A 14,806-nucleotide genomic window follows, 5' to 3' on the forward strand; every position below is an offset into this window, starting at 1 on the left:
GCGGCGCGCTACGCCGCGTGGGTCGCCGACGGGATGCCCCCGGAGGTCGCCAGGGAGTGACTTGACAGATATAGGAGCATCGTACCCACCTCGACGGGCGCGCATACCGCGACCAAACGGAGGCGCCTACAGCACGTGCACGTCGTCGGCCGTGAAGTCCACGAAGGCCTTGTCCCCAACCTCGTAGATCTTGTGGTTCTTGGGGTTGAAGTCCGTGATCTTGACGAGCGTCTCGCCAACCATGACCTGGTAGTTCTGGTAGTTGCCCATGAAGCGCGAGAGCGTCACGGTACAGGGCAGCACGCCGGAGTCGGCCAGGCGCGCCGCCTCCGGGCGCAGCACGAGCACGCAGGCGTCGTCCTCCGCGAGGTGCCCCACGCTCGAGACCTCCACCGGATGCCCCTCAATCCGCGCCACGCCGGCCTCGCCGTCCTTCTCGGCGAGCGTGCCGCGCAGGAAGTTGGACTCGCCGATGAAGTCGGCCACGAACTCGTCTGCGGGGTGGTAGTAGACCGTGTGCGGGTCGCCGATCTGGTCGACCACGCCCTTCTTCATGACGATGATGTTGTCGGAGAGGGCCATGGCCTCGGACTGGTCGTGCGTGACGTAGATGGCCGTGATGCCAGCCTGCTGCTGGATGCGGCGGATCTCGTTGCGCATGTCCACGCGCAGCTTGGCGTCGAGGTTGGAGAGCGGCTCGTCGAAGAGCAGCACGCCCGGCTCGAGCACCAGGGCGCGGGCGAGGGCCACGCGCTGCTGCTGGCCGCCGGAGAGCTGGTTGGTCATGCGGTCCTCCATGCCCTCCAGGCCCACCAGCGCGAGGATGTCGTGGACCTTCTCGGCGATCTGGTCCTTGGGGAGCTTGCGGAGCTTGAGGCCGTAGGCCACGTTGTCGAAGATGTTGTAGTGCGGCAGCAGGGCGTAGCTCTGGAAGACCATGGCCGTGTCGCGCTTGTTGGGCGTGAGCGCGTTGATGGACTCGCCGCCGAGGTAGATCTCGCCCTCGTCCGGGCTCTCGAAGCCGGCAATCATGCGCAGGATCGTGGTCTTGCCGCAGCCCGAGGGGCCCAGCAGCGTCACGAACTCGCCCGGCGCGATGTCGATGTTGGCGTCGTGGACGGCGTAGAAGTCCTTCTTGGTCTTGGGGTCCTGGTAGATCTTGGAGACGTGCTCCAGACGCACGCCCTTCTTCTCCTTGGCCATGGCCTATGCCTCCTCGGTGTACTTGCTGGTCCCAAAGTGCTTGATGGCGAGGTTCATGAGGAGAACCGAGCCGTAGGTGATCGCGATCAGGATCGTGGCGAACGCGCACGCGATGCCGTAGGAGCCCTTCTCGGCGAACTCGTTGATCTGCACCGTGATGAGGAAGAACTGCGGCGTCACGAGCAGGATGATTGCGGAGATGGCGGTGATGGAGCGCACGAACGCCGTCACGAGGCCCGAGAGGAACGAGTCCTTGATGAGCGGCAGCGTCACCGTGCGGAACACCGTGAAGCTGTCCGCGCCCATGTCGTAGGCGCTCTCCTCGATGGACTTGTCGATCTGGCGCAGCGCCGAGATGCCCGAGCGCGTGCCCGTGGGCAGCGAGCGCACGATGAACACGATGACGAGGATGGCAGCCGAGCCGTAGAGCCCCTGGAGGAGCCCCGTGCGGAAGATGCCCGCCGAGAAGCCGCGGATGAAGCCGACGCCGAGCACCGTGCCGGGCACGGCCATCGCGAGCATCGAGACGAACTCGATGAAGCCCTTGGTGCGGAAGTTCCGCTTGACCACCAGGTACGAGATGATCATCGAGAGCAGGGCCGTGAGCGGGGCGGCTATGAGCGACAGCACGAAGGAGTCGCGGAACGCCTCGAGGCCGTGGTAGCGCTCGAAGACCTGTATGAACCACTTGGGCGTGAGCGTGAAGTCGTAGCCCCAGGTCTTGAACAGGGCGCCGAAGGGCACGCAGACGTACATCATGACCACGAACAGGGCGATCACGCCGCACAGGATCGTGAGCGGCAGCGTGACGGAGCGGTCGGTGATGAGCATGCGGGCGCGGGAGGCCTTGCCCGTGAGGGTGGCCGTGCTGCGCGCCTCGAGCACGTACTTCTGCACGATGAACATCAGCAGCGTGATGCACAGCAGCACCACGGCCATGGCCGCCGCGCCCTCCTTGTCGTAGGCGCCCGTGATCTGCAGGTAGATGGTGGTGGCGAGCGTGTCGTAGGAGCCGCCGATGATCATGGGGTTGGCAAAGTCGGCGATCGACTCGATGAAGGTGACGAGAAACGCGTTGCCCAGGCCCGGCAGCACGAGCGGCAGCGTGACGCTCGTGAAGACCTTCCAGCGGCTCGCGCCCATGTCGCGCGCCGCCTCCTCGAGCGACGGGTCGATGTTTCTGAGCAGCCCGCGCAGCATCATGTAGCAGACCGGGAAGAACGTGAGCGTCTGGACCACGAAGATGCCCCAGAAGCCGTAGACCGAGTTGTCATAGATGCCGAGCAGGTAGCGCGTGATGATGCCCGACTTGCCGAAGAGCATGATCACCGACAGCGACAGCACGAACGGCGGCGAGACCACCGGCAGCATCGAGACCACCTTGAAGAGCCCCGACAGAAACCTCGTGCGCAGCCTGACGTAGACCTCCACGTAGGCGAAGAGAAGCCCCACGAGCGCCGAAGCCACGCTCACGAGAAGGCCCACCGCCAGCGTGTTGGTGATCGCCGTGGTGAACGTGTGCATCTGGAAGATGCGCTCGAAGACCTCCAGGCTGGGCCCGCGCTCGGTGATGAAGCTGTCCACCAGAAGGATCGCGAGCGGGTACAGGATGAACAGCGTGAGAAACGCAATCAGCACCACGATCGTGGTGATCATGATGGGGTCGGCGAGAAGCTTCTTGCGGTCGAGCTCCGCGCTCTGCGATCGTGCCATGGTCACTCTCCCTACTGCCCCGAGACGTGCGGGCGCCGGGCGGACGAGGCGCATCCGCCCGGCGCGCTCATGGGACCGTGCGCGACGGCTCCGCGGCGAGGCCCCTACGCGTCCTCGGTCTCGAAGCGGTCGTCACCGCCGCCGAGCGCCTCCATGACCTCGGCGACGTAGGTGTCGGTGTTGTTCTTGGCGTCCTCGAAGTCGTAGTCCATGACGTTGTTCGGGTCGAGACCGAACTCCGTGGCGATCTCGGGCTGCTGGGCGTTGTCGATGACCAGGAACTGGTAGGAGCCGTTCTGCGCGGCGAGCTCGACGCACTCGGGCGACAGGGCGTACTCGATCCAGAGCTTGGCGGCGTTGGGGTGCGCGGCACCCTTGAAGATGGCCGTGGCACCGACCTCGCAGGAGGTGCCGGACGACGGCACGACCAGCTCGATGTTGTCGTAGCCCTGGTCCACGATCTGGAAGATGCCGTCGTGCAGGAAGCCCAGACCGATCGTGCACTCGCCGGTGCCGATGTTCTTGGACGGGCCGGAGCCGCTCTTGGTGTAGACCTCGATGTTCTTGTCGAGGTCCACGAGGTACTGGATGCCCTCGTCGTGGCCGTACTTCTGGATCATCGTGTTGATGATGAGCTTGGCCGTGCCGGCGGTGTTGTAGTTGGACGACCAGATGAGGCCCTTGTACTGCTCGTCGGTGAGGTCGGCGAAGTCGGCCGGGGCGTCAACGCCCAGGCGCTCGACCTCGTCCTTGTTGTACATGATGCCCAGAAGGCCCGTGTAGATGCCGTACCAGTTGCCGTCGGCGTCCATGTACTTGGGGTCGGTGATGTGGGAGGCGTTGGTGGCCTCGTAGGGCTCGAGCAGGCCCTCCTTGGTCACGACGTTGTACGGGTCGGTGGTGCCGCCAAACCAGACGTCGCCGGACGGGTTGCCGTTCTCCTCCTCGATCTTGGCCTGGACCTCGCCGGTGGAGAGGCGCTGGAAGGTGGTGTTGATGCCAAAGACCTCCTGGAAGTGGTTGCACGCGGCGGCGAGGTAGTCCTCCTCGCAGGAGCCGTAGACGATGAGCTCGCCCTCCTCCTGCGCGGCCTTGATCAGGTCCTCGGACGCGCCGACGCTGTTGTCGGCGGCCTGGCCGTCGGTGGACGTCTGGGCGTCGTTCCCGCCACCGCCGCAGGCGGCGAGGCCGAGGGTTGCCGCGGCCGCGGAGGCGCCGACGATGAAGTTCCTGCGCGAGAGATTGGACATGGTTTCCCCTTCCTCGTTTCCCTCCCCCTTCGGAGGGTCTTTACCATGTTCTAACGTTTCTTACGGTTTCGTTACGCACGCTTTCGCCGAGCGGCGCCAACGGGCCGGAACGTGCGCCGGAAGCCGGAAACCGGGGCCCGCGCGGCGGCGATGCGCTACCCTAGGGGATGTTGAGAAGGGAGGGGCCGTGCCGGCGATCATCACGCACCACATCTTCGGCGAGGACGTCGTCTGCGACCTGCCCGGCGGCATGGTCGAGGGCGAGGAGGAGCTGCTCGCGTTCCTGCTGGGCAACCAGGGGCCCGACCCGCTGTTCGCGCGGTTCTCGACGACGCCCTCCCGCGCAGCGCGCGTCCGCCGGCTCGCGCACGACCTGCACCACGCCCCCGCCTCCCCCACCCTGCGCGCGCTGCGCGACGGCGTGGGGCACCTGCCCTCCCCCGACGCGCGCGTGGGACGAGCCTGGGCGCTCGGCTTCCTGGGCCACTTCGCGCTCGACCGCACGGCGCACCCCTTCGTGATAGGCCAGCAGCAGGCGCTCTGCGCCGCCGACGCCGGCCTGGCGCGGGCCGCGCGCGAGGTGCACGCGGTCATCGAGTCGGACGTGGACACCTGGATCCTCTGGGAGAAGCGCCGCTCCACCGTTGCGGAGAGCCCGGTGGCCGACAACCTCATGCGCACCGCCCGCGTGGAGCGGGTGGCCGGGGCGCTCGTCTCGCAGGCGGCGCTCGCCGCGCTCGGCGCCGAGGTCGCCCCGCACGAGTACGGCGCCGCCGTGCGCGACTACGAGCGGCTCTGCCGGGTCATCGAGCCCGCGGGCTCGGCGCGCGCGCGGCGGATCGGCGCGCTGGAGCGGGCGCTGCGGGGCCGCTCGGCGGCCGAGGCGCACGCCCACTACATGCGGCGCGACGACGCCTGCCCGGCCGCCAACCTCGAGCATCGCGGCTGGCGCGACCCCTTCGACGGCGTCACCCGCACCGAGAGCTTCGCCGACCTGTTCGACGAGGCGCGCCTGCTCTACCCCGCGCTCGCCGAGGCGTTCGTCCGCGGCGACGCCGCCGAGCTCGACCGACTGGCGGACGGTCGCGACTTCCGGGGCGAGCGCGCGGCGTAAGCACCGCGGCCGCGTCGTCGTGTCGATGGGCTTCTCGCCGGCCCTTCTCGCCGGCGGCCTCCGCGCACCCGCGCGGGTTTCTCGTCCTCGATTAACCCGCAAAAAATGATTTCATAATCATATAATCGCAGGATTAAGGTTTGTGAATGTCATATTTTGCGTGTTAATCGTGTGGGACGGGCCCAGGGGCGAGGCGAGAGAGGCGAGGCGAGAGGGACGAGCGGGGACGGGCGAGAAGAGCGCGCCCAACAGCGGGGCGAGGGGGACGGCGGGCGCGACGCAACCGGGCGCGACGGACGTCAGACCCAGATGAGCCGCGGCGGCTCGTCCTCGCCGTCGTCGTCGCCGTCGCGGGGGCCGGGAACGTCGTCGTCGCGCGTGCCCCAGCCCGAGGACTCCTCGAGCCAGGTGCGGGGCGGCTCCCCCTCGTCGTCGAAGGGGAGCTCGTGCCCGTCAACGAGCCAGACGATGCCGGGGCCCTCGTCCATGGCTACAGCCCGATCTCCGCGGCGACCTCGCCGGCGCACGCCATCGCGTCGGCGATCGCGCTCACCACGAGCGACGAGCCGCTGCACGCGTCGCCGGCCACGAAGACCGCGGCCCTGCCGTCGCCGCCGGCCGCCGCGCGGTGCGCGCCCGCCTCGACCGCCGGCAGGCCGCGCTCGCCCGTGCCCACGCCGAGCGCGTCGAGCACCGGTCGCTCCGGCCCCGTGAAGCCGCACGCGATGAGCACGAGCTGGGCCTCGAGCTCGCGCTCGCTGCCCGCCACCGGCTCGGGGCGTCCGGCGGACCAGTCGAGGTCGACCACCGAGATCCCGCGCACGGCGCCGGCCTCGTCGAGCAGCACCGCGCGGGTGTCCACGCCCCAGGCGCGCATCTCGCCGCCCATGAGCTCGATGGCCTCCTGCTGGCCGTAGTCGGTCTTCTTGACGACGGGCCACTCGGGCCAGCGCACGGCCCCCGGCGCGTCCGGCTCGGCCGGGCACGGCATGAACTCGATCTGGCGGACCGAGCGGGCGCCCTGGCGCACCGCGGTGCCCAGGCAGTCGTTGCCCGTGTCGCCACCGCCGATCACCACCACGTCGCGACCGGCCGCGCTGATCGCGGGCTCGCCGCCGTCGAGCAGGGCGCGCGTGGCGGACGTGAGGTAGTCCACGGCCCAGACCACGCCGCCCGCGGCCAGGCCCTCGTCGAAGCCCGCGGCCGAGAGCCCGCGCGGCTGGCGCGCGCCGGCGGCCACCACCACGGCGTCGAAGTCGGCGAGAAGCCCCGCGGCCACGTCGGCGTCGGACGCGTCGCAGCCCAGGCGGAACTCCACGCCCAGCTCCCGCATCAGATCGACGCGGCGCGTGACCACGTCCTTCTCGAGCTTCATGTTGGGGATGCCGTACATGAGCAGGCCTCCGGCACGGTCGTCGCGCTCCACCACCGTGACGCGGGCGCCGCGGCGCCCGAGCTCCCCGGCGCAGGCCAGCCCGGCCGGGCCCGACCCCACCACGGCCACGCGCGGCGCGTCCGGCGCGGCCGGCGAGAAGCGCCGCGGCCCGCCGTGCGCCCACTCCCAGTCGGAGATCGCGCGCTCGTTGTCGTGGATCGTCTCGGGCTCGTCGTCGCGCCCGAGGTTGCAGGCCGCCTCGCACAGCGCCGGGCACACGCGGCTCGTGAACTCCGGCAGCGGAGAGGTCAGCGCCAGGCGGTCGGCCGCCTCGCGCCACAGGCCCCGGTAGAGCAGGTCGTTCCACTCCGGGATCAGGTTGTGCAGCGGGCACCCGCTCGTACGCGCGCCGCCGAAGCCCATACCGCTCTGACAGAACGCCACGCCGCACATCATGCAGCGGCTCGCCTGCTCCCGCTGGAGTTCGGGGGTCAGAAGCTCGTAGAGCTCCGCGTAGTCGCGGGTGCGCTCGTCAACGGGGCGCAGGGTGTGGGCGCGCCGGCCCACGGTCAGAAACGCTCCTGGCTTGCCCATGTCCTAGGCCTCCCTCATGGCGTCGAAAGCGTACTGCAGGGCCTCGTCGTGCGACCTGCCGGCCGCCTCGGCCTCGGCCACGTGGGCGAGCACGCGCTCGTAGTCGCGCGGCACCACCTTCACGAAGCGCCGGCCGCAGGTCCTGAACTGGTAGAGCATCTTGATGCCGCGCGGACTCGCGGTACGGCGCACGTGCTCCTCGATGAGGCCGCGCACGAGCTCGAGCTCCTCGGCCGTGGGGCATTTAAGCTCCACGAGCTCGGTGTTGCAGCGCGACGCGAGCGTGCCGAACTGGTCGTAGACGTAGGCAACGCCGCCCGACATGCCGGCCGCGAAGTTGGCGCCCACCTCGCCGAGGACGAGCACGCAGCCGCCGGTCATGTACTCGCAGCCGTGGTTGCCCACGCCCTCCACCACCACCGTGGCGCCGGAGTTGCGCACGCAGAAGCGCTGGCCCGCGAGGCCGTTGACGAAGCCCCGGCCGCCCGTGGCGCCGTAGAAGGCGACGTTGCCCACGATGATGTTCTCGTCGAACTTGAACGTGGCCCCCTCGGGCGGGCGCACGCTCACGACACCGCCCGAGAGCCCCTTGCCGAAGTAGTCGTTGGCGTCGCCCGAGATGTTGAGCGTGACGCCGGCCGGCAGGAACGCGCCGAAGCTCTGACCGCCCGAGCCCGTGCAGTCCACGGTGATCGAGCCCTCGGGCAGCCCCTCGGGGTGCGCCTTGGTGACGCGGCTGCCCAGGAGCGTCCCCACGCAGCGGTTGACGTTGGAGATGTCGGCGTGGAAGCGGATCGGCTCCAGATGGGCGCGCGCCTCGGCCGTGTAGGGCACGAAGAGCGTGGCGTCGAGGGTCTTCTCGATCTCGAGGTCGGGGCCCATCTCGGGCAGGAAGTGGCGGCCGTCGGCGCCGGGGACCTCGCGACCGAACTCGTTGGTCGCGCAGACGAGAAGGTCGGAGAGGTCCATGCGGTTGGCCTTCCAGTTCTTCTCGCCCTCCACGGGGACCTGGCGCAGGCAGTCGGCGCGACCCACCATCTCGTCGACGGTGCGGAAGCCGAGCGACGCCATGATCTCGCGCAGCTCCTCGGCCACGAACGTCAGGTAGTTGACCACGTGCTCGGGCTTGCCCGAGAAGCGCCCGCGCAGCGTGCAGTTCTGCGTGGCGATGCCCGCCGGGCAGGTGTCGCGCTGGCAGTCGCGCTGCATGAGGCAGCCGCAGGCGATGAGCGGCATCGTGGCGAAGCCGAACTCCTCGGCGCCGAGAAGCGCCGCGATGGCCACGTCGCGCCCGCTCATGAGCTTGCCGTCGGTCTCGACCACCACGCGCGAGCGCAGGCCGTTGCGCAAAAGCGTCTGCTGGGTCTCGGCCAGGCCGATTTCGAACGGGATGCCCGCGTGGTAGATCGAGTCGCGCGGGGCCGCGCCGGTGCCGCCGTTGTGGCCGGAGATGAGGATCTTGTCGGCGCCGCCCTTGGCCACGCCGGTGGCGATGGTGCCCACGCCGGCGAGCGCGCAGAGCTTGACCGAGATGCGCGCCTCGGGGTTGGCGTTCTTGAGGTCGAAGATGAGCTCGGCCAAATCCTCGATCGAGTAGATGTCGTGGTGCGGCGGAGGCGAGATGAGCCCCACGCCCGGCGTGGACTGGCGCACCTCGGCGATCCAGGGGTAGACCTTGCGCCCGGGCAGGTGCCCTCCCTCGCCGGGCTTGGCGCCCTGGGCCATCTTGATCTGGATCTCGATCGCGCTCGTGAGGTAGCGGCTCGTGACGCCGAAGCGCCCGGAGGCCACCTGCTTGATGGCGGAGCGCTTGGAGTCCCCGTTGGGCAGCGCCGTCTCGCGCGCCGGGTCCTCGCCGCCCTCGCCGGTGTTGGAGCGGCCGTGCAGGCGGTTCATCGCGATGGCCAGGCACTCGTGCTGCTCCCAGCTGATCGAGCCGTAGCTCATCGCGCCGGTGTTGAAGCGCTTGACGATCTCGCTCGCGGGCTCCACCTCGTCGAGCGGCACGGGCGCGCCGGCGGGCGAGAAGTCCATGAGGTCGCGCAGGGTGACGGCGCGACCGGCGCGGTGCACGTGGGCCGAGAACTGCTTGAAGAGGTCGTAGTCGCCCTCGCGGCAGGCGCGCTGCAGCAGGTAGATGGTCTGAGGGTCGATCAGGTGCTCCTCGCCGCCCTGCGGGCGCCACTTGGTGAGGCCGAGCGTGGGCAGCTGATCGGGCGCCGGGCTCTTGGCGAGCGCGAGCGCCGCGTCGTGGCGCGCGTCGCACTCGCGCTGGACGTCGTCGATCGAGAGGCCGCCGATGCGCGTGGCCGTGAACGTGAAGTACTTCTCGACCAGCTCGTCGGACAGGCCCAGGATCTCGAAGATCTGCGCGGAGTGGTAGCCCTGCATCGTGGAGATGCCCATCTTGGACATGATGGAGACGATGCCCGCCGTCACCGCGCGGTCGTAGTTGGCGATCGCCTCGTCCGCCGGCAGGTCGAGCTCGCCGCGGGCGCAGAGGTCCGCCACGCACTCGTGGGCCAGGTACGGGTAGATGCCGCTCGCCGAGTAGCCCACCAGGCACGCGAAGTCGTGCGCCGAGAGGGCGTCGCCGGTCTCCACCACGAGGTCGGCGCTCGTGCGCAGGCCGCAGCGGATCAGGTGGTTGTGCACGCAGCCCAGGGCGAGCAGCGAGGGCACGCTGACCTCGCCGGCGCCCGCGCGGTCGGAGATGACGACGATGTTGGCGCCGTCGGCCACCGCCTCCTCGGCCGCGCGGGCCAGCTCGTCGAGGGCGCGCTCGAGCCCGCCCGCGCCGGCGTCGCGCCTGTACACCGCGCGCACGAGCGCCGAGCGGAAGCCCACGCGGTCGATGGCCAGGATGCGGCGGAAGTCGGCCTCGGTGAGCATCGGGCCCGGCAGGCGCACGAGCCGGCAGGAGTCGCGGCAGTCCTCGAGGAGGTTGCCGTGGTTGCCGAGGTAGAGCACCGAGCTGGTGACCATGCTCTCGCGCAGCGCGTCGATCGGCGGGTTGGTGACCTGGGCGAAGAGCTGGTTGAAGTAGTCGAAGAACGAGCGCGTCTTGGTGGACAGGCACGCCAGCGGCGCGTCCACGCCCATCGAGGCCAAAGGCACCGAGCCCTTCTCGGCCATCGGGCGCACGACCTCGTCGACGTCGTCGAAGTGGTAGCCGTGCTCGGCCATGCGCGTCACGAGGCCGAGGCCCGCGTCGGGCACGTCGCCGCGCGCGGGCGCGCCGGGGTCGGCGAGGTCGGCCACGTCGAGGGTCTCCTCGCCGAGCCAGTCGCGGTAGGGCTTCTCGCCGGCAAGACGGTCGCGGATCTCGTCGTTCCAGACCACGCGGCCCCGGTCGGGGTCGACCTCGAGCATCTCGCCGGGGCCGAGGCAGCCCGTGCGCAGGACGTTGTCGGGCTCCACGTCGAGGGTCCCCACCTCCGACGAGAGGATGATGCGGTCGTCGCGCGTCACGTAGTAGCGCGCGGGGCGCAGGCCGTTGCGGTCGAGCGCGGCGCCCACGCGGCGACCGTCGGTGAACACGATCGCGGCCGGGCCGTCCCAGGGCTCCATGAGCATCGACTGGTAGGCGTCGTAGGCGCGGCGCTTCTCGCTGAGCTGCGGGTTGTGGTCCCAGGGCTCGGGCATCATGAGGGTCACGGCGCGGTCGAGGGGCCGGCCGTTCATGTAGAGGAACTCGAGCACGTTGTCGAGGATCGCCGAGTCGGAGCCCTCGCGGTTGATGATCGGCATGACCTGCGTGAGGTCGGGGCCCAGGACCGGCGAGTAGAGGCGCGGCTCGCGGGCGCGGATCCAGCTCACGTTGCCGCGCAGGGTGTTGATCTCGCCGTTGTGGATGATGTAGCGGTTGGGGTGCGCGCGCTCCCAGCTGGGCGTGGTGTTGGTGGAGTAGCGCGAGTGCACCAGGGCGAGCGCCGTCTCAACCGCGGCGTCGCCGAGGTCCAGGTAGAAGCGGCGCATCTGCGTGGCCACGAGCATGCCCTTGTAGACGATCGTGCGGCTGGACATGCTGCAGACGTAGAAGATCTTGCCCGCCAGCGCCGGGTTGGCGTCGGCGGCGCGCTCGATGGTGCGGCGGCACACGTAGAGCTTGCGCTCGAAGTCCATGCCGGCCGGCACGTCCTCGGGGCGGCGCAGGAACGCCTGGTAGATGGTCGGCATGCAGGCGCGGGCCGTGGAGCCCAGGTCGTGCGGGTCAACGGGCACCGCGCGCCAGAACATGAGCGGCACGCCGCACGCCGCGCACCCCTCCTCGAAGACGCGCCGCGCCGCGGCCACGCCCTCGGGGTCGTCGTGCGGCAGGAACAGCATGGCGACGCCGTAGTCGCCCTCGTCGGGCAGCAGGTGGCCCTCCTTCTGGGCCTCCTTGCGGAAGAAGCGGTGCGGCACCTGGAAGAGGACGCCCGCGCCGTCTCCGGTGTTGCGCTCGAGGCCCTTGCCGCCGCGGTGCTCCAGGTTCACGAGGACCGAGAGCGCGTCGTCGAGCGTCTGGTGGCTGCGCTGGCCCCTCAGGTGCGCGATCGCCCCGATGCCGCAGGCGTCGTGCTCGTAGGCCTCGCGGTAGAGGCCGGTGTGCTGGGTCATGGGTCTCCCCTCAGTCGGTTTAGAGCGAGTCTAGCCGCGGCGGCGGGGGCGCCGCGCAAAGCGAGACGAACTTGCTACGCGCTCGGAACGCGACCGTTTCCGAGGCGTCACGCGGCGGACGCGAGCCGGAAACGGGGCCGAAACGCGCATCCCTCTCGCCGCCTCTCGCACGGGGTCGCCCCGGGCGTGGCGGACGACCGATTCGCTACCATGTTCCCTAGGGGGGAACGTTCGCCTCACGGAAGGGAGCTCCATGCTCGAGGACTACGCAAAGGCCCGCAAGCTCGGCCTCAAGCAGGTCGACCGTGACGTCTCGGACGGCCGCTACCCCTACCCGCCCGCACTCGACGACATCCTCAAGAACCGGGGCTACCAGGGCGAGGTGCCCGTGGGCCTCATCGAGGTCGACCTGTCGCTGATCGCCGGCACCAAGACGCGCGGGCGCCAGAACATGTTCTCCAGCGGGTTTCTCCCGATTGCCGAGCCCGGCTCGGAGTTCGCCGCCAAGTGGAGCGACCTCATTGACTCCCAACGCGCCGAGGGCCTGCGCGACCCGATCATCGTCTACGAGTACCTGCAGCGGCTCTACGTGCAGGAGGGCAACAAGCGCGTGTCCGTCTCGCGCTACCTGGGCACGCCCACGATACTCGCCAGCGTCACACGCGTGGTCCCGATGCCCTCCGACGAGGACGACCTGCGCGCCTACCACGAGTTCGAGCGCTTCTGGCGCGTGTGCCCGATCTACGGCATCGTCTCGTCCTCCGCCGGCTTCTACGCGCGGCTCGCGGCCCTTCTCGACCGCGACCTCGAGACGCCGTGGCCCGACGACGAGGTGCGCGATCTGCGCTCGGTCTTCGACGCGTTCTCGGCGTCGTTCCGCCGGCGCGGGGGCGACGCACTCGACCTCCAGGTGGGCGACGCGTTCGCCACCTACGTCACCATCTTCGGCTGGCGCCACGTGCGCGCGCTGTCCCCGTCGCAGATCGACGACGAGGTCGGGCGCATCTGGGGCGAGTTCGTGGTCGCGCAGGGCAGCGGCGAGCGCGCCTACCTGGAGGACCCGAGCCTGGGGCACACGGCGCCGCTGCCCAAGCTCAAGAGCCTCGCCAAGAGCGCCGTGCCGGTGCTGGCCAAGCCCTTCCGGGTGGCCTTCATCTACGACCTGAACCCGCTCTCGTCGGGCTGGATCGCCCTGCACGAACGCGGCCGACTCGGCCTGGAGGAGCGCCTGGGCGACACGGTGGTCACCCGCGCCTACACCGACCGCAGCTCCGACGCGGCCTTCGACCAGGCCGTCGACGAGGCCCTGGACTTCGGGGCCGACCTCGTGATCACGTGCTCCCCCACCCAGATGCGCCAGGTGCAGCGCGCGGCGGCCGAGCACCCCCAGCCGGCCTACCTCAACTGCTCGGTCAGCCTCTCGCACAGCGTGGTGCGCGGCTTCTACGGGCGCATGTACGAGGCCAAGTTCCTTCTCGGCGCGCTGGCCGCGAGCCTGGCCAAGCACCACCGCGTGGGATACGTCGCCGAGTCGCCGGTCTTCTCGACCGTGGCCGAGATCAACGCCTTCGCCATCGGGGCCCAGATGGTGGACCCCTACGCCGAGGTCCACCTCAAGTGGCTCTCGGCCAAGGACTACGACTGGCGCCGCGAGCTGCGCGAGGAGGGCGTGCACGTCATCTCGGCGCGCGACTACGCCAACCCGCTCGCGCCGCGCGAGTCGTGGGGCCTGTACCGCGTGGGAGACGACGGCTCGGAGACGCGCCTCGCCGAGCCCGTCTGGGAGTGGGGCCGCTACTACGAGCTGCTCGTGCGCTCCATCCGCAACGACACCTGGAAGCGGGTGGGCGAGAAGATCCGGGGGCGCTCGCTCAACTACTGGTGGGGCATGTCGGCCGGCGTGCTCGACGTGCGGATGTCCCACGAGCTGCCGCGCGGCCAGCGGCGCCTGGTGGACGTGCTGCGCCAGTCGGTGCTCTCCGGGCGCACGCACCCGTTCACCGGCGAGCTGGTGGCGCAGGGCGGCGACCGCGTCCAGGGGCCCGAGGCGGGGCGGCTCACCGGCGAGCAGATCGTGCGGATGCGCTGGCTCAACGAGAACGTCATCGGGCGGCTGCCCGAGCAGCGCGAGCTCAGCCGCGACGGGCTGGTGGAGGTGGAGGTCGCCGGCGTGATCCCGGTGGATCCCTCCACGCTGCTGCTCAAGGACACGAGCCGCTAGGGGGAGCCGATGCGAATCCTGTGTATCGCCGACGTCGAGGAGCCGTGGCTCTACGACCATTGGGACCGCGAGCGCGTGGCCGGCGTCGACCTGATCGTGTCCTGCGGCGACCTGCCGGCGCGCTACCTCGAGCACATCGTGACGCTGGCCAACGTGCCGCTCGTCTACGTGCAGGGCAACCACGACGCCGCCTACGACCGCCACCCGCCCGAGGGCTGCGTCTGCATAGACGGCCACCTGCGCGACTTCCGCGGTCTGCGCATCATGGGCCTCGGCGGGTCGATCAGCTACAACGACGAGGTGCACGGCTTCACCGAGGCCGAGATGCGCCGGCGCGGCGCGAGGATGGCGCTTCTCGCCCAGGCCACCGGCGGCGTGGACCTCATCGTGACGCATGCGCCGGCGCGCGGCTACGGCGACCTCGACGACCTGCCGCACCGGGGCTTCGAGGCGTTCAACACGCTCCTCGAGCGGACGCAGCCGCGCTATCTGGTCCACGGGCACGTGCACCTGAGCTACGGGCGCATCGAGCGCGTGCGCGAGCACCCGTGCGGCACCACGATCGTCAACGCGTGCGGCTCCCAGGTGCTCGAAATCGAGGACGACGCGATCGAGCGCCGCGGCGGCCTCTTCCGCGTGGAGAGCGTCTAGCTGTTCAGTGCCAAGACGTTGTTTACGCCCCGAGGGTGACAAATAGGGAGGCCTCCCGCATGCTGTGAGTTGCCTACGCTCGC

Annotated in this window: 9 protein-coding genes; 3 read left to right on the top strand and 6 right to left on the bottom strand. The window is 70.0% G+C overall.

From position 1 onward, the window contains the following. Positions 1–126: 126 nt before the first annotated feature. From ACWTSU_RS09375 to ACWTSU_RS09385, 3 genes are all read right to left on the bottom strand, one after another. On the bottom strand, positions 127–1,203 hold the full coding sequence (locus tag ACWTSU_RS09375) for an ABC transporter ATP-binding protein (RefSeq protein ID WP_455140032.1): 1,077 nt from the start codon (positions 1,201–1,203) through the stop codon (positions 127–129). A gap of 3 nt (positions 1,204–1,206) precedes the next feature. Continuing rightward, positions 1,207–2,916, bottom strand: a complete 1,710-nt coding sequence (locus ACWTSU_RS09380; protein WP_455140034.1) for an ABC transporter permease — start codon at positions 2,914–2,916, stop codon at positions 1,207–1,209. 104 nt (positions 2,917–3,020) lie between these two features. Further along, positions 3,021–4,166, bottom strand: a complete 1,146-nt coding sequence (locus tag ACWTSU_RS09385; RefSeq protein ID WP_455140036.1) for an ABC transporter substrate-binding protein — start codon at positions 4,164–4,166, stop codon at positions 3,021–3,023. Between the two features lie 187 nt (positions 4,167–4,353). Here ACWTSU_RS09385 and ACWTSU_RS09390 point away from each other — a divergent pair, with 187 nt between their 5' ends. After that, positions 4,354–5,280: a zinc dependent phospholipase C family protein gene (locus ACWTSU_RS09390; RefSeq protein ID WP_455140038.1), complete on the top strand. Its 927-nt coding sequence runs from the start codon at positions 4,354–4,356 to the stop codon at positions 5,278–5,280. Positions 5,281–5,579: 299 nt separating this feature from the next. On the opposite strand, the gene ACWTSU_RS09395 is transcribed toward ACWTSU_RS09390, so the two are convergent. From ACWTSU_RS09395 to gltB, 3 genes are read right to left on the bottom strand one after another with little or no spacing between them, the layout of a single operon-like run. Beyond that, the gene (locus ACWTSU_RS09395; RefSeq protein ID WP_455140040.1) at positions 5,580–5,768 is read right to left on the bottom strand and encodes a hypothetical protein; all 189 of its coding nucleotides are present in this window, start codon (positions 5,766–5,768) and stop codon (positions 5,580–5,582) included. Between the two features lie 2 nt (positions 5,769–5,770). Continuing rightward, complete coding sequence (locus ACWTSU_RS09400) at positions 5,771–7,249, bottom strand: glutamate synthase subunit beta (RefSeq protein ID WP_455140042.1); 1,479 nt, start codon at positions 7,247–7,249, stop codon at positions 5,771–5,773. A gap of 3 nt (positions 7,250–7,252) precedes the next feature. Beyond that, positions 7,253–11,851, bottom strand: coding sequence for a glutamate synthase large subunit (gene gltB / locus ACWTSU_RS09405; protein WP_455140044.1), 4,599 nt, complete (start codon positions 11,849–11,851; stop codon positions 7,253–7,255). Positions 11,852–12,104: 253 nt separating this feature from the next. Here gltB and ACWTSU_RS09410 point away from each other — a divergent pair, with 253 nt between their 5' ends. Together ACWTSU_RS09410 and ACWTSU_RS09415 are read left to right on the top strand one after the other, a co-directional pair. Then, entirely contained in the window at positions 12,105–14,072 is a 1,968-nt protein-coding gene (locus tag ACWTSU_RS09410) for a BMP family ABC transporter substrate-binding protein (protein ID WP_455140046.1), read from the top strand. Between the two features lie 9 nt (positions 14,073–14,081). Continuing rightward, on the top strand, positions 14,082–14,723 hold the full coding sequence (locus ACWTSU_RS09415) for a metallophosphoesterase family protein (protein WP_455140048.1): 642 nt from the start codon (positions 14,082–14,084) through the stop codon (positions 14,721–14,723). The last annotated feature ends 83 nt before the right edge of the window (positions 14,724–14,806 follow it).

The organism is Thermophilibacter sp. (genome assembly GCF_966187215.1).

What these genes read in the sequence shown, in the direction of transcription:
- ACWTSU_RS09395 (WP_455140040.1), bottom strand. Translation starts at nt 5,768, where the DNA reads ATGGACGAGGGCCCCGGCATCGTCTGGCTCGTTGACGGGCACGAGCTC.
- ACWTSU_RS09400 (WP_455140042.1), bottom strand. Translation starts at nt 7,249, where the DNA reads ATGGGCAAGCCAGGAGCGTTTCTGACCGTGGGCCGGCGCGCCCACACC.
- gltB (WP_455140044.1), bottom strand. Translation starts at nt 11,851, where the DNA reads ATGACCCAGCACACCGGCCTCTACCGCGAGGCCTACGAGCACGACGCC.
- ACWTSU_RS09410 (WP_455140046.1), top strand. Translation starts at nt 12,105, where the DNA reads ATGCTCGAGGACTACGCAAAGGCCCGCAAGCTCGGCCTCAAGCAGGTC.
- ACWTSU_RS09385 (WP_455140036.1), bottom strand. Translation starts at nt 4,166, where the DNA reads ATGTCCAATCTCTCGCGCAGGAACTTCATCGTCGGCGCCTCCGCGGCC.
- ACWTSU_RS09380 (WP_455140034.1), bottom strand. Translation starts at nt 2,916, where the DNA reads ATGGCACGATCGCAGAGCGCGGAGCTCGACCGCAAGAAGCTTCTCGCC.
- ACWTSU_RS09415 (WP_455140048.1), top strand. Translation starts at nt 14,082, where the DNA reads ATGCGAATCCTGTGTATCGCCGACGTCGAGGAGCCGTGGCTCTACGAC.
- ACWTSU_RS09375 (WP_455140032.1), bottom strand. Translation starts at nt 1,203, where the DNA reads ATGGCCAAGGAGAAGAAGGGCGTGCGTCTGGAGCACGTCTCCAAGATC.